The organism is Rhodanobacter koreensis (assembly GCF_054782855.1).
This window is the reverse complement of record NZ_BAAGRR010000002.1, coordinates 253446-273686: the sequence shown is the minus strand read 5'-3', so window position 1 is coordinate 273686 and position 20241 is coordinate 253446. Positions and strand designations below refer to the sequence as shown.

General features: G+C 62.1%; 20 protein-coding genes and 1 pseudogene. 15 read left to right on the top strand and 6 right to left on the bottom strand.

The window, feature by feature from the left end; all coding sequences use genetic code 11:
- Window positions 1–207 precede the first annotated feature (207 nt).
- Window positions 208–1008, top strand: a complete 801-nt coding sequence (locus ACYVKM_RS07000) for a siderophore-interacting protein (RefSeq protein WP_460876893.1) — start codon at window positions 208–210, stop codon at window positions 1006–1008.
- 40 nt (window positions 1009–1048) lie between these two features.
- Here the strand turns inward: ACYVKM_RS07000 and ACYVKM_RS06995 are convergent, their stop codons facing one another.
- Window positions 1049–2176, bottom strand: a complete 1128-nt coding sequence (locus ACYVKM_RS06995) for an FAD-dependent oxidoreductase (RefSeq protein WP_460876892.1) — start codon at window positions 2174–2176, stop codon at window positions 1049–1051.
- Between the two features lie 145 nt (window positions 2177–2321).
- On the opposite strand from ACYVKM_RS06995, the gene ACYVKM_RS06990 reads away from it, so the two are divergent.
- A complete protein-coding gene (locus ACYVKM_RS06990; RefSeq protein ID WP_460876891.1) occupies window positions 2322–2789 on the top strand; it encodes a MarR family winged helix-turn-helix transcriptional regulator in 468 nt (155 codons plus the stop codon).
- 97 nt (window positions 2790–2886) lie between these two features.
- Complete coding sequence (locus ACYVKM_RS06985) at window positions 2887–3312, top strand: organic hydroperoxide resistance protein (RefSeq protein WP_460876890.1); 426 nt, start codon at window positions 2887–2889, stop codon at window positions 3310–3312.
- 76 nt (window positions 3313–3388) lie between these two features.
- Here ACYVKM_RS06985 and ACYVKM_RS06980 read toward each other — a convergent pair whose 3' ends face one another.
- Window positions 3389–3919 carry a PepSY domain-containing protein gene (locus tag ACYVKM_RS06980; RefSeq protein WP_460876889.1) on the bottom strand — a complete coding sequence of 177 codons (531 nt, stop codon included), beginning with the start codon at window positions 3917–3919 and terminating at the stop codon, window positions 3389–3391.
- 383 nt (window positions 3920–4302) lie between these two features.
- Here ACYVKM_RS06980 and ACYVKM_RS06975 point away from each other — a divergent pair, with 383 nt between their 5' ends.
- Window positions 4303–5283 carry a YXWGXW repeat-containing protein gene (locus ACYVKM_RS06975; protein ID WP_460876888.1) on the top strand — a complete coding sequence of 327 codons (981 nt, stop codon included), beginning with the start codon at window positions 4303–4305 and terminating at the stop codon, window positions 5281–5283.
- A 265-nt stretch (window positions 5284–5548) separates the two neighbouring features.
- On the opposite strand, the gene ACYVKM_RS06970 is transcribed toward ACYVKM_RS06975, so the two are convergent.
- The gene (locus ACYVKM_RS06970) at window positions 5549–6217 is read right to left on the bottom strand and encodes a 2'-5' RNA ligase family protein (protein WP_460876887.1); all 669 of its coding nucleotides are present in this window, start codon (window positions 6215–6217) and stop codon (window positions 5549–5551) included.
- Between the two features lie 232 nt (window positions 6218–6449).
- Between ACYVKM_RS06970 and ACYVKM_RS06965 the strand changes: the two are divergent.
- From ACYVKM_RS06965 to ACYVKM_RS06920, 10 genes and pseudogenes are all read left to right on the top strand, one after another.
- Window positions 6450–6626 (top strand): annotated as a pseudogene (locus ACYVKM_RS06965) (VOC family protein); the annotation flags it as partial.
- 205 nt (window positions 6627–6831) lie between these two features.
- Entirely contained in the window at window positions 6832–8862 is a 2031-nt protein-coding gene (locus ACYVKM_RS06960; protein ID WP_460876886.1) for an LTA synthase family protein, read from the top strand.
- Between the two features lie 99 nt (window positions 8863–8961).
- Window positions 8962–9378 carry an OsmC family protein gene (locus ACYVKM_RS06955; RefSeq protein WP_460876885.1) on the top strand — a complete coding sequence of 139 codons (417 nt, stop codon included), beginning with the start codon at window positions 8962–8964 and terminating at the stop codon, window positions 9376–9378.
- Window positions 9375–9932 (top strand): NADPH-dependent FMN reductase, encoded by a 558-nt coding sequence (locus tag ACYVKM_RS06950; protein ID WP_460876884.1) that lies wholly within the window; start codon window positions 9375–9377, stop codon window positions 9930–9932. Before ACYVKM_RS06955 ends, ACYVKM_RS06950 begins: the two co-directional genes overlap by 4 nt.
- Window positions 9933–10210: 278 nt before the next feature.
- Entirely contained in the window at window positions 10211–10672 is a 462-nt protein-coding gene (locus tag ACYVKM_RS06945; RefSeq protein ID WP_460876883.1) for an SRPBCC family protein, read from the top strand.
- Window positions 10656–11021, top strand: coding sequence for an ArsR/SmtB family transcription factor (locus ACYVKM_RS06940; protein ID WP_460876882.1), 366 nt, complete (start codon window positions 10656–10658; stop codon window positions 11019–11021). Before ACYVKM_RS06945 ends, ACYVKM_RS06940 begins: the two co-directional genes overlap by 17 nt.
- A 453-nt stretch (window positions 11022–11474) precedes the next feature.
- Window positions 11475–11813: a hypothetical protein gene (locus ACYVKM_RS06935; RefSeq protein ID WP_460876881.1), complete on the top strand. Its 339-nt coding sequence runs from the start codon at window positions 11475–11477 to the stop codon at window positions 11811–11813.
- 64 nt (window positions 11814–11877) lie between these two features.
- Window positions 11878–12402, top strand: a complete 525-nt coding sequence (locus ACYVKM_RS06930) for a Spy/CpxP family protein refolding chaperone (protein WP_460876880.1) — start codon at window positions 11878–11880, stop codon at window positions 12400–12402.
- A gap of 430 nt (window positions 12403–12832) precedes the next feature.
- A complete protein-coding gene (locus ACYVKM_RS06925) occupies window positions 12833–14041 on the top strand; it encodes an MFS transporter (protein WP_460876879.1) in 1209 nt (402 codons plus the stop codon).
- Window positions 14042–14262: 221 nt separating this feature from the next.
- Complete coding sequence (locus ACYVKM_RS06920; protein ID WP_460876878.1) at window positions 14263–14760, top strand: energy transducer TonB; 498 nt, start codon at window positions 14263–14265, stop codon at window positions 14758–14760.
- A gap of 81 nt (window positions 14761–14841) precedes the next feature.
- On the opposite strand, the gene ACYVKM_RS06915 is transcribed toward ACYVKM_RS06920, so the two are convergent.
- Window positions 14842–15585, bottom strand: a complete 744-nt coding sequence (locus ACYVKM_RS06915; RefSeq protein ID WP_460876877.1) for a glutathione S-transferase family protein — start codon at window positions 15583–15585, stop codon at window positions 14842–14844.
- Between the two features lie 273 nt (window positions 15586–15858).
- Between ACYVKM_RS06915 and ACYVKM_RS06910 the strand changes: the two genes are divergently transcribed.
- On the top strand, window positions 15859–17409 hold the full coding sequence (locus tag ACYVKM_RS06910; protein ID WP_460876876.1) for a glycosyltransferase family 39 protein: 1551 nt from the start codon (window positions 15859–15861) through the stop codon (window positions 17407–17409).
- 147 nt (window positions 17410–17556) lie between these two features.
- Here the strand turns inward: ACYVKM_RS06910 and ACYVKM_RS06905 are convergent, their stop codons facing one another.
- Together ACYVKM_RS06905 and ACYVKM_RS06900 are read right to left on the bottom strand one after the other, a co-directional pair.
- Window positions 17557–18033: a hypothetical protein gene (locus tag ACYVKM_RS06905; RefSeq protein ID WP_460876875.1), complete on the bottom strand. Its 477-nt coding sequence runs from the start codon at window positions 18031–18033 to the stop codon at window positions 17557–17559.
- Between the two features lie 112 nt (window positions 18034–18145).
- Complete coding sequence (locus ACYVKM_RS06900; protein WP_460876874.1) at window positions 18146–20188, bottom strand: alkaline phosphatase family protein; 2043 nt, start codon at window positions 20186–20188, stop codon at window positions 18146–18148.
- Window positions 20189–20241: the final 53 nt, after the last annotated feature.

Genomic DNA, 20241 nt, shown 5'->3' with positions numbered 1-20241 from the left:
GACACCATGTGGCGGCTCCTCCGCAGGCGGCACCGGTACCTGCCGATCCCTTCCGCCCTACTGCACAAGGTTGCCTGACACTTCGGCTACCAGCTCGCGTGATGCCGCACACAGCCGTGTGCCTTGACCAATCACCATCGCCCGTCCTCTGGCCATGCGCGGATCAGGCGGAGCACGTAGCCGACAATCTTCCCGGAGATCCTACCGATGACACTCCACACCCATCAGATGATTCGCCATGCCGTGGTGTTGCGCACGCTGGAAGTGTTGCACGTCGAACGGCTGACCCCGCACATGCAGCGCATCGTCTTCGGCGGCACCGCATTGCGCGGCTTCGTCAGCGCCGCGCCGGACGACCACGTGAAGCTGTTTTTTCCCAACCGCGCCGGCGATATCGTGCCACCAGTGCTGGGGCCGAACGGGCCGACCTATCCGCCCGGCCGCGAGTACTCGCCGATGCGCGACTACACTCCGCGCCGTTACGACAGCGAGCTCAACGAACTGACCGTCGACTTCGTGCTCCACGGCGACGGCCCCGCTGCCAGCTGGGCCGTGCAGGCCGCGCCCGGCCAGCGGGTTGGCGCGGGCGGCCCGCGTGGCTCGACCATCATCCCCGATGACTACGATACCTATGTGCTGGTCGGCGACGAAACCGCACTGCCCGCGATCGGTCGCTGGCTGGAGCAGATGCGCGAAGACACACATGTCGAGGTGCTGGTGGAAATTCCGCACGCAGAGGACCGCCAAACCTTGCGCTCACGCGCCCGGGTCAACAAGCACTGGCTGGAGCGCAACGGCATCCCGACCGATCGCAGCGACCTGCTGGAGCAGGCACTGCATGAACTGCCCACACCCGCCGGCGACACTTGCTACTGGATCGCCGCCGAATCGCGCCGCACCCGCAACATGCGCCTGTGGCTCGGCGAGGAACGCGGCGTGCCGAAGGACTGGATCAAGGCCAAGGGCTACTGGAAGGCCGATGCGGCAGCCGACGACGAGGGCGGATGATCCGACATCTGCATGACGGCGAAGCCCGCACCACCCCGGCTCAGTACCGCGTGCGCAGCGGATGATCGAGACCGGCGATGGTCTGCAGCATGCGCCGGCGCACCGGCGGCAGCCTGATGGCTCCGGGTGCCAGGGTATCCCGCAGCCAGCGCAGCGGTGCGGGACGCCCGCACATCAGCCGGGTAAGTGCGGCCACGCGATGCACGACCTGACGATCCACTGGCAGGCGCAGCTCGGCATATTCCTGCATGCGTTCGAGCTTGCCTGATATCGCATCGGCCGCACAATCGGCGAATACCCAGGCATCCTCGATGCCGAGGTTCATGCCGCGTGCGCCGAGCGGCGAATGGATATGCGCCGCATCACCGCCGAGCGCCACCCGGCCCACACTGAACTTGCCGGCCAGCCGGTGCGCAACATGGAACTGCGACTGCCAGATGACTTCGCCAGGCACGCTGTCGCCAAGCAAGTGCGCCAGGGGGTCCGCACCGTTGCCGATCACGCGCCAAACACCAGCCTGCAGATGCATCTGGAACAGGAAGCCGTCCGGCTGCAGCCCGATATGCGCACGCTGCCGATCCAGCGACGTACGCAATCGCAGATCCCACAACTGCCACGGCTCGGGCAGGGCACTGCCCGCGAAGTCGACACCGAGCGCATGCCGTACCGCACTGCGTGCACCGTCAGCGCCGAACACCAGTGGCGCCTGCACTGTCTGCGTGCTGCCGTCGGCTTTCTGCAGTATCAGCGTCACTTGTTGCTCGTCCTGCTGCAGCGTCTGCAGGCTCACGCCACGCTCCACCTGCACACCTTTCGCCTGCAGCGCCTCGGTGAGCAATGCCTCGGTGCGTGCCTGCGCCAGGCCGACCGGCAGCTGTGACTTCAGCTCGCGTTGCAGGTCAACCGATGCCACCTTGCGGCCACCGCGATGCATCGTCATGCCCATCACCTCGTAGCCTTCGGCGATGATGCGCTCCGCCACGCCGTAGGCCCCCAGGATCTCCAGAGAGCGTGGATTGACCAGCAGCGCCTTCGAAGTGGTGGTCGGCTGCGTCGCCGCATCGATGATGCGCAACGGCACGCCGCGACGGCGAAGAAACAGGGCTGCGGCCAGCCCGGTAGGTCCGGCGCCGACGATCAGCAAGGGTGTACGGATGGCAGCAGACATGTGGCGGCGCCCCCATGGCAGTAGGTCCATGCTGACGGTATCTCTTGCTGTGTGTATTGGATGCATCGCTACCCGGCGTCATGGGCGCACCACGCTTCGATAAAATCGCTTGCAATTTAATAGTGCACTATGTATTGTGCGCCACATGAAATCCGCACGCGACCCCAAGTCGATGACTCCGACCAGCGCTCCCAGGCTGGATGTGCAGTTGTGCTTCGCGCTGTATTCGGCCGGCCTGGCGATGAACAAGGTGTATCGCAAGCTGCTCAAGCCGCTCGATATCACCTACCCGCAGTACCTGGTGATGATGGTGCTGTGGGAGGACGAGAGCCTGAGCGTGTCGGAGATCGGCGCGCGGCTGTTCCTGGATTCGGCCACGCTGACCCCGCTGCTCAAGCGTCTGGAAACCGCAGGACTGGTGGCACGTCTCCGCTCGCGCGAGGATGAGCGACATGTGGTGATCACGTTGACCGCCAACGGCAAGGCCTTGCAGGCCAAGGCAGGCAAGGTGCAGGAATCGGTGTTCTGTGCCACGCAATGCACACCGGGCGAACTGAAGCATCTGAAGAGCGAGCTTGAGGATTTGCGCGCCAGGTTGTCCGACGGAGCCTGACCGGCTCGTCTCCATTTGCCTTGAAACATAGCACGCTACTTGATAGCTGACTATTTATTTTCGCAAGTCCCTTCCACCCCAACCGAGGAAATATCCCATGTCCATCGAAAAAGTCCTGTATCGCGCCAAGGCCACGGCCACCGGCGGTCGTGACGGCCGCGCCAGCTCGTCCGACGGCGTTCTCGACATCAAGCTGACCACGCCCAAGGAACTCGGCGGTGCCGGCGGTGATGGCACCAACCCGGAGCAGCTGTTCGCAGCCGGTTACTCGGCCTGCTTCCTCGGCGCGATGAAGTTCGTGGCTGGCCAGCAGAAGCTGCAGCTGCCGGCGGACACCCAGGTGACGGGACAAGTCGGCATCGGTCCGATCCCGACCGGCTTCGGCATCGAGGTCGCACTGAGTATCTCGATTCCCGGCCTGGCTCGCGCAGACGCGGAGGCGCTGGTGCAGAAGGCGCACATCGTGTGCCCCTACTCCAACGCCACCCGCAACAACATCGACGTCACCCTTACCGTTGTCTGACGCAACCCGGGAGGAGATCGGTGACGGCGACCGTTGATGGTCGCCGTCACCTTCCCGGCCGGTGCATGGTGCGTTCTCAGAACAACAGGAGAAGCAGCGGCACGATGATGCCGGCAGCGAGAACCGAGCTGACCAGCCGGGGCTTGCGGCTGTAGCGATAGGACATGTAAAGCCCGGTCAAGGTGGAGATCAGCAGGCTCAGCGATACCAGGGCGAAGAAGATCTTCATCGGCAGCAGATTCTTCTTTGGCGACTCGCTGGCGTTTTTGACCGGCTGGCTGGGCGATGTCGGTGCCCGTGCGTCCGTTATCGCGTTCGTCGCAGGCAGCGTGATGGCCTGGGCGTTGCCAGGATCAGCCGCCGGCGCTGCCGTTTCGACCGGATGCGAACGCCGCACCGGCATCACCGTGGTCTGCTTCTTGTGCAACTGCGCCATGCTCGCCAACCAGGCCGGTGGCGTATAGCTGCTGCCGCGTGTCGTCTCATGCAGGCTGAAGGTCTGCAGGCCGCCAGTGATCGCAAAGAACAACAGCATGGGCGCGGTGAACACGCCGAGGTAGAGATGGATGCTGCGGGCGGTCTTGAGGAAACGGTGTGCCGTGGACATAAAGCCTTTACATCGAAGGGAATCCCGCGGACTTTAACGGAGTTTCCTTGAAATACCAATGATAATCAGTCGCATCTATCAAAACAGCCGTGCATGTCCGGGCAACTGCCGGGCCTGACTTCACTTCGATGCAAGCAGGTATGCAGAGTGACCTCAAAAGCCAATCGGGCTTACCTGGCATTGCACGAGATCGGCGCTCGATGGGCTCCGATGACGCCGGTCGCCTCTTCTACGCATGCCCGGTGTCACCGCGAAGTTACGCGGAATACATCTTGCCAACTCCCGCATGAACAGCATTCGGCGCTCATGCGCAGATCGTCCACCGGATAAGTACCGACCCGTTATCGTGACTAGGCACGTCACTCCCCATAGGGGGCATTCCGATGAAACTGCATGTGAACAATCGTCCGACGATGCGATCGCACCTGCTTCGCCGCCTGACCATGTGGATGGCCGCCGCATGCTTCCTGACGATATCGTTTTCGTCTTTCGCGGGTGTATTCGTCTCGGTAAGCATCGCGCCGCCGCCACTGCCGATCTACGCGCTACCCATCATGCCCGGCCCGGGCTATATCTGGACGCCTGGCTACTGGGCCTACGGTGATGGTGGCTATTTCTGGGTTCCCGGCACCTGGGTGCTGGCCCCTTATGTGGGCGCATTGTGGACACCCGGATACTGGGGCTGGAGCAACGGTTTCTATGTCTTCAACCGCGGCTACTGGGGGCGGCACGTGGGGTTCTATGGCGGCATCAACTATGGCTACGGCTACGACGGGGTGGGCTACCGGGGCGGTTACTGGGACCATGGCCGGTTCAACTACAACCGCAACGTCACCTACAACACGAGCATCAGTCGTGTCAGTTACAACGGTGGCAGGGGCGGCCTGATGGCACGCCCCACCCCACAGGATCAACTGGCCGTGCACGACCGTCATATGCAGCCGCTGGCAGCACAGCAGCAACAGGTCCGCATGGCCGGCCAGAACCGTGCGCTGCGAGCCTCGGTCAATCATGGCGTGCCGGCCATTGCCGCCACACCCCGAGCAGGCGCCTTCGGCGCGAACGGCGTTGTCCGGGCCCACAGGACAACGAGTCCGGCAATGAACGCAGCGACAGCCAGGTCGACCCGGGTATCCGCCTTGCGCAGCAACTCCATGAATGGCCGCACCAGCTACAGCGCACAACGACCGGTGTCGTACAGCCGCGCAAATTCGGCTTCGTACGCACGTCCCATGCGCAGCCCGACCAGATACCAGGGATCGATGCGGCCAGCGGCGTCCACCTACCATCTTGCACGTCCACAGGCGCATGCCCAGGCAGCCCGTGGTGGTGGCAACCGTGGGAGCTACGGAGAGAGGCACTGACCTTGTTCGTGCACATCCTGGATGTGATTCCAGACACCTGACGGGCCAGGGCAACCTGGCTCGTTTTTTTTGCATCATCAGGAGGTGTCGAGACTGTGGAGCAACGCGTCGTACTGGCCAGACTGGGTTGCGATGCCATCCAGGGCTATCTGGTAAGCCCTCCGCTACCGACAGCGGCATTCCGCCATTGGCTCGCCGAACACACAGGCTGATGCACCGATGACGCATGCGACCAACCCGGCGTTGCCTGAACGTGCCGGATGAATCACTCGTCCTCAGGCAACTCGCCCAGATCCGGCAGATCGGAAAAGTCCAGCGCGCCGGCAAGCCGGGTTGCGGGCACAGGCTCCAGCGGCCAGCGCTCGACCACCTCCTGGCGAGCCTGGCCGAAGAAGCAGCGGATCAGTACAAACTCACGCACCGTCCAGCGAACCGGCACGATCGATTCCTGGATGGCATCGACCGCATGGCCGTGCAGCAACGTGACATGCGGCAGATAGCTGGAAACACCGGTTACCACCAGCCCGGCACGACGTTGTTCCTCGGCGATGGTCTGGCGCAGCGTCAATGCCGACGACGCGCTGCTGCTGTCCGCGCACAGCACGAACGGGAAACGGCCATCATTGACACTGAAACGCATGGCCGAATCCAGCGTGATATCAAAAGCGCAGGCACGCACTGCACCGGCAGCAGCCAGTAACGCGCCTTCCAGCGATGGCAGTGGTCGCTCGGGCCTGCCCGTCGGACAGATCGCCAGATGGAGGCTGTCGGTCCCGACCAGTGCGCCACTTACCCGATGCGATTTGCGGAAACGCTCGCTGGCGCCAGCGATCGCCGAACGGGCCTGATCATCCGGCAGTACGGCAAAGAAGAAGCTGATGCCGTCGGCAAGTTCGCGGTGGATCGTCGGGACGGGAATAAGCTGAGCCTCCACGGCAAAGACGACAACGACACTTCGGTTTCCACAACGACATGTCCGCGCTACGGCGCCTGTTCAGCCTGCCGTGAGTCGGACGCCACCACAAGTGTCCACGTCGGTCCGATCCCCGCACCGGATACCGTAGCGGAGCCAGCGCAGGTAAATGTGTCACCCCGGCCTGCCGGTGGCTTGAAGGTCCGGTGGTGACGATCGTGTTCCAGTTCGATGCACAGGACTTCACGGTGCCGAACAACGGCCCTGTCTTCAGATCCAGCGAAGCATGTCGCTCGTCGTCCACTGCCATTCGCAGGATGAGGTGGATCACTACCGGGATCGCCTGACCAAAGATGGTGACGAGAAAGCACGGCAATGCGGCTGGGTGAAGGATCGCTATGGCGTGTCCTGGCAAGTAGCGCCCGCCTAACTGATCCAGCCGCTGGGCGCCCCTGATCCGGCGAAGTCACAAAAGGCCATCGCGGCGGTGCAGACGAAGAAGGTCGATCTGGATGTCCTGCAGAAGGTGATGACGTAGCCCGCATACATCTGCCGGCGTTCTGTCTGCCCGTCTGGCGCGGCTCAGTCCAGCTGATCGTGCATGCTGTCGCGCTGATCAAACAGGCCCAATAGCCATGCATGAACCGTACGGAAACAGCTTGCAGTGTGGCTTGACAGCACCTACCGTTCCTCAACCATCACATCCTGCATGCATGGATTCGGCGTGGAAGCGAGACGCGCCCGACTCCTGGATCCCAAGGAAGGTGGCCAGGAGAACCCGGATGGTGCGAAAGACAAGGCCCATGAGCATCGGCGCGTGGTCGGCGCCATCAAGATATGTGTTCGTCGCGGGCCTCTATCTCGCTTATCTGGTCACGCTGTATGGCGTGGTGCATGTGCATGACAGCTCGATCATGCAGTCCCTTTTCCGCTTCGCCACGCCACTGGTTGAACTCGGCCTGTTCCTCGGCCTCACGGAATGGCTGGATCGTGATTTCAGTGGCATGGTGGCAAGCCTTTTCAATGCGCTGGTCGCCGCGATCGTCAGTGCCATCTATGCAGCCCAGATCTATGCGTTGTACCTGTCAGGAAATTTCATCACGGTACTGGCCATTGAGAATCGCGCCGAAAGCCGGATTGTCGAGCTGCGTTCACTTTATCTGACGATGCTGGCCGCGGCGCTATGGTGGGTGATTCATGCTGCAATCTACCTACGCACACGATGGATGCTGCGCGTAAGCCCTGCCGGTACGCCAGCACAATGGCCGCGCAGGCCCTGGTTATTACCGCTGATGCTGGCGCTGATGCTAGCTCAAGCCGCTCTTTTTCCCTGGCAAGGAAGCAGCGGCCTGCTCGAAACCGGCTATCGCCAGGCGCCGATCGGCAGCTTCATGCGCAGCTACTGGGAAGTGCTTCGCTCAAGCATCCTGCTGCCATCCGCGCTCTTGCGTGACGACAGCACCAGCAACGCGACCTTTCCCCTTGAGAAGCGCGACACCTATACATCACCACTTCCGTTCGCATCCACTGGCAACACGACCGCGATCAGGAACGTCATAGTCATCTTTACCGAGGGGACCTCCACACGCCTGATCGGCGCATATGGCGGCCGCTATCCGGACCTGACACCCAACATCGATCGCCTGGCAGCACGCTCGATGCGCGTGATCCATTACTACAACCACACTGCCGCCACCTACCGTGGCCTGCAGGGCCAGCTCGTCTCCGGCTATCCATGGGCAGGTGGTGGCGGCGATACAGATGCCTGGGAAGACGCCAAACAGCGATCCTCGCTGGTCGCCATCCAGTACCGCTCGGTGCCGATGATTCTCAGGGATCTTGGCTACCGTACCGATTTCCTGTCGCCCCACCATGACACAGTCGAACTCAATACGGTGCTGCGCATGCTGGGGTTCGACAAGGTATTCTCCTTCGACGATGTCAGCCAACACGTTGCGCCAGGCAATCCGATGTATACCGTGGAAGGCGCCCTGAGCGACGGCGAGCTGTTCCACGCACTGAATCTTCTGCTGGAACGGCACACACTCTCGAAACCCGGTCAGCCCTTCTTCACCGGCATCTACAACTTCGGCACACACGCTTTTCTGGATGTCGTCGCCTTCGGCGCCAAATACGGTGATGGCAGCAACTCGGCTCTGAACAAGCTACATAACTACGACCACGCTGTAGGCACATTCCTGGATTACTTCTTCGCCAGCGACTACGCAAAGAACACCATCCTAGTTTTCACCGCCGATCACGCCACCTATCCCGACCCAGCCTACCGACAGGTAGCCGGAAAGAACTACCAGCCTTACTTCGTAGACCAGATTCCTCTGCTGATCTACGACCCGTTCCACCGTTTGCCACCCACTTACGATGCCAATGGTAGAACCTCGATCGACCTCGCGCCGACCCTGCTGCAGCTGCTCGGCGTGCAACAGGCCGACAACAGCTTTCTCGGCACGTCACTGTTCGAGGACAACCACCAGCCCATCGGCTTCGCCGCGATCGGCGATGATTTCTATGCCACCGATACGCACGGCGTCTATCCGGAAGGCAGCATACCGACGCCATATCTGAAGCCTTTCGCGGACGACAAGACCGCAGTCGAAAAATACTATCGGCTGGAACGTGCCAACCGCATCTTCGAACGCAGGAACTAGTCGTGCATCGCCGGTCACGTCGAATGGCCGGCGCAACCTTTGCGTATCCAGCGCGGACAGGAAGAAGATAGTCCCAACCACCAGACGGAGAGCAGCCGCATGACCATTCCCGCCGTGCATGCCAGCACGAGTTCCATACCCTATACCGTGACACTGGTCGACGACCTGGGGCACCGCTGGCTGGCTGACGAACCCATCATGGATGGCGGCGCCGACGCAGGCCCGTCGCCGCATCGGCTGCTGCTGTCGGCACTCGGCGCCTGCACTGCCATCACCCTGGAGATGTATGCGTCGCGCAAGCAGTGGCCGCTGACCGGCGTCGGCGTCGAGCTGCGCTTCAACCCCGAAGGCACGCCCACTGCCGGCAACGACATCACGCGTGCCATCACGTTGCAGGGAGCATTGACCGAGGAACAGCGCGCACGTCTCCTGCAGATTGCGAACGCCTGCCCGATCCACAAGGTACTGACCGGCGAGGTTCGCATCGCCACGCGACTGGAAACCGACCGCCCATGACCAGCATCCTCGGCATCTCCGGCAGCCTGCGTGCGCAGTCCTGGAACACCGCCCTGCTGCACTCGGCGCAGGCCCTGGTCGATACCGGCGTTGCGCTGGATATCGCCACCCTGCACGGGATACCACTGTATGACGGCGATCTGGAAGCACGCGAAGGATTGCCCGCGGCGGTCAGCGCGCTGAAGGAACGCATCGTCGCCAGCGATGGCGTGCTGCTGGTAACGCCGGAATACAACAACGGCATACCCGGGGTCTTCAAGAATGCGATCGACTGGCTCTCGCGGCCGGCAGCTGACATTCCGCGTGTCTTCGGCAATCGCCTGTTCGCCGTGATCGGTGCGTCACCCGGCGGCTTCGGCACGATCCTCGCCCAGAACGGCTGGCTGCCGGTGCTGAAGACGCTTGGCACACGGCACTGGTCGGGTGGGCGCCTGCTGGTGTCGCGTGCACACAAGGTGTTCGACGAACAAGGTGAATTGCAGGACGCAACGATACGTCAGCAACTAGGTGAGTTCGTGCGCGGCTTCGCGAACTACATCGAAGGCCAGTCATAAGGAAATCTCGAAAAACTTTCCCGGGACGTCATTCCGGCAAGGGCCGGAATCCATTTTGATCTTGCGCAACAGCCATTTGGATAACCAGCCTCACTGTCGTGAGGCATTTCGCGCTTTCGCTGGAATGACGGCAAAAGCAGGTATTCGAGGTGGCCATAAGCATCGGAACCTGACAAGTTGCCCGCGCTCATTCCGCCCCCGGTTCGCGCCGTCAATCATGCAACCATAAAGTTGCTCTTTTCATTTCGTCGATCTAATATGCAACCAGGAGGATGCATATGAGCACTTCAACCGATCGTATCGAAAGACAGATCCTGCTCAAGGCACCACGCTCGCGGGTCTGGCGCGCGCTTGCCGATGCCGAGGCCTTCGGCGACTGGTTCGGGGTGGCGCTCAAGGGCAAACACTTCGTCGCTGGCCAGCATACACAGGGGTACATCACCTATCCGGGATACGAACACCTCTTGTGGAATGTATTGATCGAGCGTGTCGAACCGGAGCGCATGCTTTCCTTCCGCTGGCATCCTTATGCAGTGGATCCCTCGGTTGACTATTCGCAGGAACCCACCACCCTGGTGGTGTTCGAGCTGGAAGATGCCAGCGGGGGTACCTTGCTTCGCCTCGTCGAATCCGGTTTCGACAGCATTCCTGCGACGCGCCGCCTGGAAGTATTCCGCATGAACAGCGGTGGTTGGGACCAGCAGATGAAGAACATCGAGAAGCATGTCGCCACGTCCTGACCTGCCTCCAAGACGCCTTGCGCTGAAGAATCCCGCGCTGCGCAAATCGGCACCGATCTTCGCCGCGCTGGGCGACGAAACGCGCCTGCGTCTTGTCGCTGCCCTGTGTGCCGGGAGCGCCATGTCGATCGCCCAGCTCACCTCGGGCACCGATATCACGCGGCAGGCTGTCACCAAGCACCTGCAGATCCTCGCGGATGCCGGACTGGTGCGCGACATCAAGCTCGGGCGCGAACGCCTGTGGGAGTTCGAAGCAACCCAGCTGGCACAGGCGCGACACTCGCTCGACGTGATCGCGCAGCAATGGGATCACGCGCTGATGAGGCTGAAGGCGACCGTGGAACGGTGACGGCGACCATACCGTGCTCGTCCGGCTTTGTCGCCCAGCACCTGAACCACATCGCAGGTATGGATCTGCATGCTTTTGCCGAAGGCCTCGATGGCCAGCGGCTCCGCGTGCAGCCCTACGGCACGCAAAGTCCTGCAAGACCGGCCAGGCGACAATGCCGGTCATCCACTCTTTCCGCATGGCATTTCTCCGGAATCAGGGCGGGCAGGTACGCCCCAGAGCCGGCGTGGGATGAACCAATCCCCACTTCCTCGTGCCGGTTGATTAAACCTACACACGATTTGGCATAGACTCGGTCGTCGTCGATCGGAATGACATGCCGAGCGTTACCGTCATTGCCCATGTCGCCGAGGTGATTCACATCCTTGCATGCATTCGATGCTGGTCCCAGGCATGCAATAACAGCGACACAGTGAGGAGCATACGTTCATGACTCACGCCTCTCGAACCCCCTTGTACCGCAAGATCGCCGTGGCCGTCTTTGCTGTTGCAATGACGGCATCTGCGCTGCCTACACACGCACAACAATACCGGCGTGGTGGATATCACGGGCGGCCGGTTCCTCAATATCGCGGACACGACTATCGCCGCGGCGGCGGTGGCAACGGCGGCGCTCTCATCGCCGGCGCTCTGCTGGGCGTGATTGCCGGTACGGCCATAGCCAATTCAAATGTGACACAACCGCCACCGACCGTGGTTTACACATCAGCGCCTCCGCCCCCCCCTCCGGGTGAGGTCTACTACGACAACAACACGCCGCCACCGCCGTCGGACCAGCCATACCAGAATTAAGCGCCACGACGGCTCCCTGTCGGGACCGTCGTCGATCGGACCATGTGAATCGGAGCATCCAACCATGAAAAGCGCAATTCGCAACGTTGCTGTGCCGGTATTGTTGACGTTTGCCATGCTTACGAGTGCCGTCTGGGCGCAACAGACAGCCGCGGCTTCGGACACCCCCTCTTCGACTGCGCCGGCCGCAAAAACACACGCGCAAAAACGCGCAGATGCCGTGGAACAGCGAATCAGCGATCTGCATGCCCAGCTGAAGATCACCGATGCGCAGTCGAAGCAGTGGGATGCCTTCGCGCAGACCATGCGCGACAACGCCATGAAAACCTCCCAGGCCTTCCACGACCGCGCACAGAAGCTTTCGTCGATGAACGCTGACGAAGCCATGAAATCCTACGCGCAACTTGCCCAGAACCATGCGGACAACATGCAGAAGCTCTCTTCCGCCTGGAGTGATCTGTACGCCGTGTTGTCGGCCGATCAAAAGCAGACCGCTGATGTGATGTACCGGAACCAGAGTACGAAGCGCCACAATGCACCACACAAGCACAAGACCAGTGCTCCAGCGAGTGCTGCTTCTTCCGGCTAGATGCAGCCCGGAACCATGTCCGGTCAAGAGCGATGACAGCAGGCCGGCAATAAACAAAGGTCAGAGAATTTCTCTGACCTTTTTTATGTGCTCGACAAGCGGCTCGACCGGCACGGATTGAAAGCATCAATCCAGTCGTCACTATCACGGGTTACGGCCGAACCACCGACATGCATGACGATCCTGCTGTCGCGGCCGATATCGGTCGAGCCCGTCATGTCATACCCCGCTCGTCGTTGCCAATCACGATCATTGGCCTGACCTTGCCAGCCAAAGCCCCTCGCTTCTGCCTTTGCCCAGCCGGCAAGCCCAATTCAATTTGATGAAGAAAATTTCATGCGGCGCACTGATGCTGCAATGCGTCATCCACGTTTACAATAGCTGAGCTCATGGCTTCGGCCAACAGCCCATCTCACTCCCCGATTGACTCATGACCGATGCCTCCTGCGTTTCCGCGGTTGCGGAAAGCCGCCGTCCCGGCGTGCTGTTGCCGATCCTCAGCACTGTCGCCTTCACCTTCGCCACCTACCTGACCATCGGCCTGTCGCTGGCGGTGCTGCCGGGTTTCGTCCACAGCAATCTTGGTTTCGGCGCGATGCTGGCCGGGCTGGCAATCAGCATGCAGTACGTGGCGACGCTGATCAGCCGCCCACATGCCGGGCGCATGGCCGATGCACAGGGACCCAAGCGCACGGTATTGACCGGACTGGCGATGTGCGCGATCAGCGGAGCATTGCTGCTGGCAGGTGCCATCGCGGCCGATCGGCCCGCGCTCAGCCTCGGCCTGATCCTGCTGGCGCGGCTGGCGCTGGGTTGCGCCGAAAGCTGCGTCGGCACCGGCTCGATTGCCTGGGGCATGGGTCAGGTCGGCCATGAGCATACGGCAAGGGTGATTTCGTGGAATGGCGTGGCCACTTACGGCGCACTCGCCGCCGGTGCGCCGCTCGGCGTCCTGTTGCAGCGCCAGTTCGGCTTCGCTGCGATCGGCATGCTGACTTTGGTACTCATGCTTGCCGTCCTGCCGCTGGCGCGGCTCAAGCGCGCCACGGCCGTAACCGCCGGCGAACGCGCGCCGTTCCGCACCGTGGCTGCCCGTGTGGTGCCCTACGGTGTAGGACTCGCGCTGGGCTCGATCGGTTTTGGCTGCATCGCCACCTTCATCACACTGTTCTATGCGACTCGCGGCTGGGACGGCGCCGCACTGACCCTGAGCGTGTTCGGCGTGATGTTCGTCGGCGTGCGCTTCATATTCGGCCGCACCATCAACTGGCTGGGAGGCTATCGCGTGGCGATGGCGTCGCTTGCGATCGAGGCGATCGGGCTGCTCACGCTGTGGCTGGCAAGCGACGTGCACATGGCTGGAGTGGGTGCCGCTGTTGCCGGTCTGGGCTTTTCGCTGGTGTTCCCGGCCCTCGGCGTGGAGGCGGTCCATCGCGTGCCCGAACACAGCCGCGGCTCCGCACTCGGAGTGTTTTCCGTCTTCCTCGACGTGGCGATGGCCGTCGCCGGCCCGATCGGCGGCTGGATCGCCAGCGGCATGAACTACGGCGCGATCTACGGCTTCGCGGCCGTGGCGGCGACGCTGGCGATTGTGTTGACACTCATGCTGCAGACGCGCGCCGCAAGCAGCGCAACGTGATCGCTGCGTTGCCGCTCCTTTCCCTGAAATACGAGCGCCATATCAAGCTTCGCTTGATCCAGTCATACCGTGCTCCAGACACCTCGACGTGGCGTTTTTGTGTGGCCGTCTAGGCATCCAATTGCATCCTCCGAAGTGCGTGAGCTAAGGTTGATGGAGGCCGGGTGCGATTCACTCGTATCGACCGAATGATTACTACAGGGGGCATGACGATGCGATATTTGAAAATTCTGGCTTTGCTGGCCATTTCCACGACCTGTTTCGGCCAGACGCCTCCGGCAAGCAACCCGACGGCCAGCGACGCCGCCAGGATGACGCCGGAACAGCAGCGCCAGCAATTCCGGTGCGAACAGACCAGAGAGCAGATCAAGGAACAGCTCAACCGCAAGGTCATGGGGCCGTCCGACCGCGATAATCTGGCATCGCTGCAAAAAAGCGAAAGGATCGATTGTGTGCCGCCCCTGGTGTCACCACCGCCATCAGCGGCCACGTCGCCGGCAAGGTACCCGGTCCAGGCAATGCGTCAAAATCACCAGGGCGTGGTGATCGTCCGGGTGGAACTTGCAGCTGACGGATCGGTAACAGACGACAGCGTGTACCAGTCCAGCGGTTTCCAGGATCTGGATCGCTCTGCCCTCGATGCTGTTCGCCACTGGCATTTCGACACGAGCATGGGTGCTTCCCTGAGAGTCCCGGTGCGTTTCAGCCTGGCCAATTGATCCGGCACTTCCAGTCGACCATCTGCAGCTGACCGCCCTTCCAGGTTGGCTGACTGGGTGGCGCACGATGATCGATGCAGGTCAGTTGGTCGCTGGCTGCAGCTGACCCCACGCATGCTCGGGGTAATAACGCTGCATCATGCGGGCGACGTAGGCGACCAGGTTCGGCCGCACTTCCACCGCCCGGCGCAATGGCGTGTCGAAAAAGGGCGTACTGACAGAGGCAAGTACGCCAAAGGCCGTGGCATCCACTCCGCTGGGCGATTCACCCATCAGGCAGGCTTTGTCGCCAAGCAGATGCGACAGCGCGTCGATCGAGCGAGCACCCAGATCGGCGATCCGCGCAGGCGCATGCCGGCCCAATCCCTGCGCATGCAGCTCGACTGCCTTGCGTGCCTGCAGGTTTAGACGCAGCTGTGTACGCTCCGCTTCAGGCGCCCCATCGGCGAAGTGCGCCGGCCCTTTGGCAAAATTGTCCGGATCGATCCAGCGAAACCAGACCATGGCGAAGTAGAGGTGGTCCTCGAGCAGCCGCTCGATCGACCATGATTCTGCCCGCTGGCGTGCATCGAGACCCTCGTCCAGATCCACTCCGTACTTGCGCTCGATGTGCGCGCGGATGAAGGTGGAGTCGCTGACCACTTCATCGTGATCGTTGATGAAAGGCAGCTTGCCATTCGGTGCCTGCGGCGGAATGGCCGATGTCCTGTCATAGGTCAGGCCGGCCATCTTCAGCTGGACTTCGCTCTTGATCACGAAGGGACTGGTATCGGGCAGACCGAAACCGGCACGGGTGGCATAAAGGGTGATGCTCGATGACGACATGGGCATGCTCTGCGACGGGATACGCACAGCTTGGTACCGGGCTACTGACAACGTCGTGTCAGCAGCGGCTGTCAATGAATGATGTCCAACCTTTTGTCCAGCTCGCGACTGAACGCGAACCAACACGTAATTCCGTACTGACAACCGATCGAGGTGGTTCGCGTTAGCTTTCAGATCTCGGTCGGGATGGATCGTTGCACTGTCATGTCGGTGAAATATTTTCCCTCGCAATCATCGTGCGACCACGCACATGATCGCCATGACGCTCCGCCCATGAGTGCGCCCGGGTTGGGCAGTCACAAGCCCACCGACACCACCGGGGCATGGCCCGCAAGTGACATCGCATGGATGGTGTTTGTGCTGTGCATCGGTTTGCTGGCCCGGTTGCTGCACATCGAACGCCAGCCGTTCTGGCTCGACGAGGCGCTGACCTTCCAGCGGATTCATCTCGGCACCGGAAGCCTGATTGCCGACAGTTACGCCAACCGGCACATGCCGAGCTATTTCCTGCTGTTGCAGTTGATCTCGCAGTTCAACCCGGCCAACGCCATGCTGCGGATCCCTTCGGCGTTGTTCGGCACCTTGTCCGTCGGCATGGTGTTCGCCATCGCGCGACGCGTCGGCGGTCGCAGCGCCGCCATTGTGGCCGGACTGCTGATGGCGCTATCGCCGTTGCAGGTGCAGTACGGCCAGGAAGCGCGCTCCTACACACTGGTCACCTTGCTGATTACCATCGCGCTGTGGGGCCTGGTGCGCCTGGCACAGAATCCGGCGCGGGCCTCGCTGGATTTCCACCACCGCGATTTCGACTGGTGCGGCTGGATGTCTTATGTGTTCGGCACGATCGGCGCGCTGGATGTACTCAGTGACGCGGCACCGTGGCTGATCGCCGCCAACGCTTCGCTGTTGCTTATCTGGTGCGGTCTTCTTCGTTCGGAACAGTCACCTGGCCCGCGCATCAGCTTCGGGCGAAACTGGCTACTGAGCATGGCGATCATCCTCGTGTGCTGCGTACCCTTCTACGGCGCGATTCTGGCGGCAAGTGACGGCCAGATGTTGCAGAAGTTCGACTGGATCCCTCCCTTGAGCTGGCAAAACCTCAAGGTCGCCGCCAAGAGCGCGTATCTGATGCGCATGGCCGCCGTGGTGCGGTTCAGTGTGCTGCCCACGGCCGTGCCATTGCTTGGCTTCCTAGTGGCGATGCTGGGAGCCACCGGGTTGTGGCGCATGCGTGGCCGGCTGGAAGGACGCATCCTGCTGCTGAGCTTCGCGGTGCTGCCCTTGCTGCTGCTGGTGATCTCGCTGATCAAATCCATGGTGTTGCCACGCTACATCCTGTGGAGCGCAGCGCCGTTTTTCATACTGGCGGGCATCGGCGCCGCCGCCCTGCCGCGTCGCGTCCTGCCTGTCGCAGTGACCGTGCTGATGCTGGTGTGCGTGGTCAACCTGGCACCGGTCTACCGGATCGAGACCAAGCCGCGCTGGGACATGACTGCCGCCACGCTGGCCGCCAGCGTGCGCCCCGGCGATACCGTGTTCACCGGCGATCCGAACGCGCCCACCATGCTGGCGGTGCTGCAACCGAAAGGCGCTGCGCCGATCGGAACCACCGCACTGGTAACCCCGCAGCTCGATGTGGCCCTGGCACGCTGGAGACAAGGCAGCCGTGTCTGGGCGGTGAATGGTCGCTCCGCGCTGGGTCAGCATGAGGATCTCGATGCCTTCAAGGACCGCATCGCGGCTCTGGGCACTCCTGCCCTGCAGATTCCCGAAGGCAAGGAAATCACCATCCTGATGTTCCCGGCGCCCACCGATGCCGATTGACCATGGGGCCTCTCGAACAGCCCGCGCCACCGTCATCCCGGCGAAGGCCGGAATGACATCACCGGAAAGTTTTTCAACGTTCCCCGAAACTGCAACGGGCGTGATGCGTCGGAAACACTGCGTATCGGCCCCGGGCGGAATGCCCTCTCAATCGCTGGGTCCGGTGCACGCGGCATAGCGCTGACCTTCGACCTGTTCGATCTCGCCACGATCCTGCAGCGCGATGCTGGCCGTGTAGTGTTCCGCCGAGTCGAAGTCCACATGGCCGCGGCCATGTGCCGGCGGATCCCCGCCGCAGTTCACCGCCCACGCCAGGGTCGTGCTGCTTCGATGCCGCTCTCCGACCTGGCACGGGGCAAGTGCCGGCAGGGAAAATCTGGTGAAAGTGGCCCAGGGATCGGCACCTTCGTCCACACAATGCCACTCGATCACCGGCTTGCCACGGTGACCATGATCGACCGGGGTTTTCACCACCTTCCACAGCCCCGGCATCGCCGCGAAATCGCCGGGATCGGCATGACCCGGTGAACTGACGAAGCCTGCTGCGATCAACAACAGGATGAAACCCCGCTCCGCGACGGAACGATGCCGACGTCGCCGGGCATGCCGCATGAAATCAATCATGGCTGGAGCATCCTCCGTGGATTGAGGAGAAGACCGGCGTCCGCATCATGTCGGACGCCGGAGCAGACGGATGCCCTGCCGATAAACAGGCAGGGCGTGATCCGCACGATGCTCAGTCCTTCAATGCAGCAACGGCCGCATCCGACGGGTGGAAACTGTCGAAGTCGAACATGTCCATCAGGTTGCCGATCGCCGGTGCATTGACCGGCACATAGGGATCGCTGCGTCGTGCGATCGGATTGGGCAGGTTGTCACGACTGCGTGCCGAGATCGCCTCATGCAGCCCCCAGTTGGCCTCGACGAATTTGTCGAAGGACACATGGTCATAGTACGTGTGCACCACGCGACCACCCTCGGAGTAGCGCGAGATCACCAGCAGCGGGATGCGCGTGCCGTCGCCGAAGAAGTCGATCGGCTGGATATAACCCGAATCGTAATAGCCGCCGCCCTCATCGAACGTCACCATGATCACCGTGTCGTTCCATACCTTCGGATTCGCCTTGGCCATCTCGACGATCTTCTTCACGTAGCCTTCGAACAGCTCCAGCTTGGACGAGGCCGGATGGCCGTCCAGGATGCCATCGGGCTTGGCGATCGACACCGCCGGCAGCGTGTCGTTCTGGATGTCGGTGTAAAGATCGTTGATGTCCTGGTTGTTCTGGCGCAGGTTCGGATTGGTCATCACCTGGGTGGAGTACAGGAACGGATCGCAGATGTTGCAGAATGTGCCGGCCTCACCGTTTTCCTTGCCATTACCCCAGCCCTCGCCGTAGTACTTCCAGCTGACTTTATGGCGCTCCAGCAGCAGCGCGAGGTTGTCCTGCGTGGTCGGCGGAATGGTGAACTGCTGGCTGCCCAGCGGCGCAGGCGTACCATCACCGAGGTAGCCCGGGTTGTAGTTGTTCACCAGGTAATACGCACCCGGCTTGCAATCAGTGCCGCGGAACGTGCGGTAAGGCAGCGATTTCAGATACGACTTGACCGGCCCCACGCCCGGCTGTGTGTCATCGGCACAGTTGACGTAGGAGCCGCCGCCGTAACCGTCCTGCACGTACCAGTTGTTGGTGCCGGCCTGCGCGTTGGGATTCTCGATCTGGTTCGCCGGCGGCAACGCCGGATGACCCTGCGGGTCGGCGTAGTAAATCAGGCTGCCGAAGCCAAGCATGATGTGGTTGGCGCCGGTACCTCCCATCACCGACTGATGGAAGTTGTCGCTCAGGGCATAGTGGCGCGCCAGCTCGGCGAAGTACGGCGCGTCGCCCTTGGCGATGTTGAGGAACTGCATGGCAGTGGAACCTTCGCCCGTGCTCTCATCGGTGAAACCGACCGGCTGTGTCACACCGTTGTTGCCGGCACCGATGGTGGTCTCGACCCACGGGAACAGGTCATTGCGGCAGCCACTCGGGTTGCTCGACGTGGCGGCCTGCACGTTGCAGTCGAGCTGCTGCCACATCTGGAAGAAGCGATGCACCGGGCTGTTGGCGTAGTCGTCGGCACTGATCGATGCGTGCATGTCGACCGGCGCGTTAGGCAGCAGACTCGGAAAGCGCGTGTCGACGACGTCGTTGGGCAGACCGGTGCCACCTTCGGCGAGTTCGGCGTAGGCATCCTGCGGCAGTGCCGGCTCGATGGACTGCGCCTGCGCCGCCGAGGCGAACGGCGCCTGGGTCGGTGCGCCACCGGTGTTCATGGCCGGCAGCTGTGCATAGGGCGCAGTGCGGGTCGGGGCCGGCGAGTAGGCGCCGCTGTTCGATGCCTGCCACTGGCGTGCGAGGGCGACATTCGGTCCCGGCGTACCATCCGCGTTGACGATGCCCTCGGACAGCAGGTTGCGCACGCTCTGGCCGTGCGGCGGCTGGTAGGTGGCATAGACGTGATCGAAGGTGCGGTTTTCACCGATCAGCAGGATCACGTGCTTGATCGGCGTCAGCGTGAGATCGCTGCGATCACCGGCGTGGCCGGGACCGTGCAGTGACACGACACCGCCGGGCAAGCCGGGCTGGTGTTGCGTACTTGCAGCGGGTACCTGCTTGCGGAACGTTGCATCCTTGTCGGGTGGCGATGTGGTCTGTGCACTGACGACACCGGCAACGCCGGCGACAAGCACACCGATGAAGAGCGGTTTCAACCGCTTGCGGCCAAACATTGTGCGCATGACTGGATCTCCTGCTGACGACCGGCAAAGACTGCCTTGAGTGATCCCCCTGA

Excerpts from the sequence above, each read along its gene's own strand:
- ACYVKM_RS06905 (WP_460876875.1), bottom strand. The coding sequence starts at position 18,033 with ATGATTGATTTCATGCGGCATGCCCGGCGACGTCGGCATCGTTCCGTC.
- ACYVKM_RS06995 (WP_460876892.1), bottom strand. The coding sequence starts at position 2,176 with ATGTCTGCTGCCATCCGTACACCCTTGCTGATCGTCGGCGCCGGACCT.
- ACYVKM_RS06915 (WP_460876877.1), bottom strand. The coding sequence starts at position 15,585 with ATGTCGTCATCGAGCATCACCCTTTATGCCACCCGTGCCGGTTTCGGT.
- ACYVKM_RS06910 (WP_460876876.1), top strand. The coding sequence starts at position 15,859 with ATGAGTGCGCCCGGGTTGGGCAGTCACAAGCCCACCGACACCACCGGG.
- ACYVKM_RS06950 (WP_460876884.1), top strand. The coding sequence starts at position 9,375 with ATGACCAGCATCCTCGGCATCTCCGGCAGCCTGCGTGCGCAGTCCTGG.
- ACYVKM_RS06980 (WP_460876889.1), bottom strand. The coding sequence starts at position 3,919 with ATGTCCACGGCACACCGTTTCCTCAAGACCGCCCGCAGCATCCATCTC.
- ACYVKM_RS06945 (WP_460876883.1), top strand. The coding sequence starts at position 10,211 with ATGAGCACTTCAACCGATCGTATCGAAAGACAGATCCTGCTCAAGGCA.
- ACYVKM_RS06975 (WP_460876888.1), top strand. The coding sequence starts at position 4,303 with ATGAAACTGCATGTGAACAATCGTCCGACGATGCGATCGCACCTGCTT.
- ACYVKM_RS06925 (WP_460876879.1), top strand. The coding sequence starts at position 12,833 with ATGACCGATGCCTCCTGCGTTTCCGCGGTTGCGGAAAGCCGCCGTCCC.
- ACYVKM_RS06955 (WP_460876885.1), top strand. The coding sequence starts at position 8,962 with ATGACCATTCCCGCCGTGCATGCCAGCACGAGTTCCATACCCTATACC.
- ACYVKM_RS06990 (WP_460876891.1), top strand. The coding sequence starts at position 2,322 with ATGAAATCCGCACGCGACCCCAAGTCGATGACTCCGACCAGCGCTCCC.
- ACYVKM_RS06985 (WP_460876890.1), top strand. The coding sequence starts at position 2,887 with ATGTCCATCGAAAAAGTCCTGTATCGCGCCAAGGCCACGGCCACCGGC.
- ACYVKM_RS06930 (WP_460876880.1), top strand. The coding sequence starts at position 11,878 with ATGAAAAGCGCAATTCGCAACGTTGCTGTGCCGGTATTGTTGACGTTT.
- ACYVKM_RS06900 (WP_460876874.1), bottom strand. The coding sequence starts at position 20,188 with ATGCGCACAATGTTTGGCCGCAAGCGGTTGAAACCGCTCTTCATCGGT.
- ACYVKM_RS06960 (WP_460876886.1), top strand. The coding sequence starts at position 6,832 with ATGCATGAACCGTACGGAAACAGCTTGCAGTGTGGCTTGACAGCACCT.
- ACYVKM_RS06940 (WP_460876882.1), top strand. The coding sequence starts at position 10,656 with ATGTCGCCACGTCCTGACCTGCCTCCAAGACGCCTTGCGCTGAAGAAT.
- ACYVKM_RS07000 (WP_460876893.1), top strand. The coding sequence starts at position 208 with ATGACACTCCACACCCATCAGATGATTCGCCATGCCGTGGTGTTGCGC.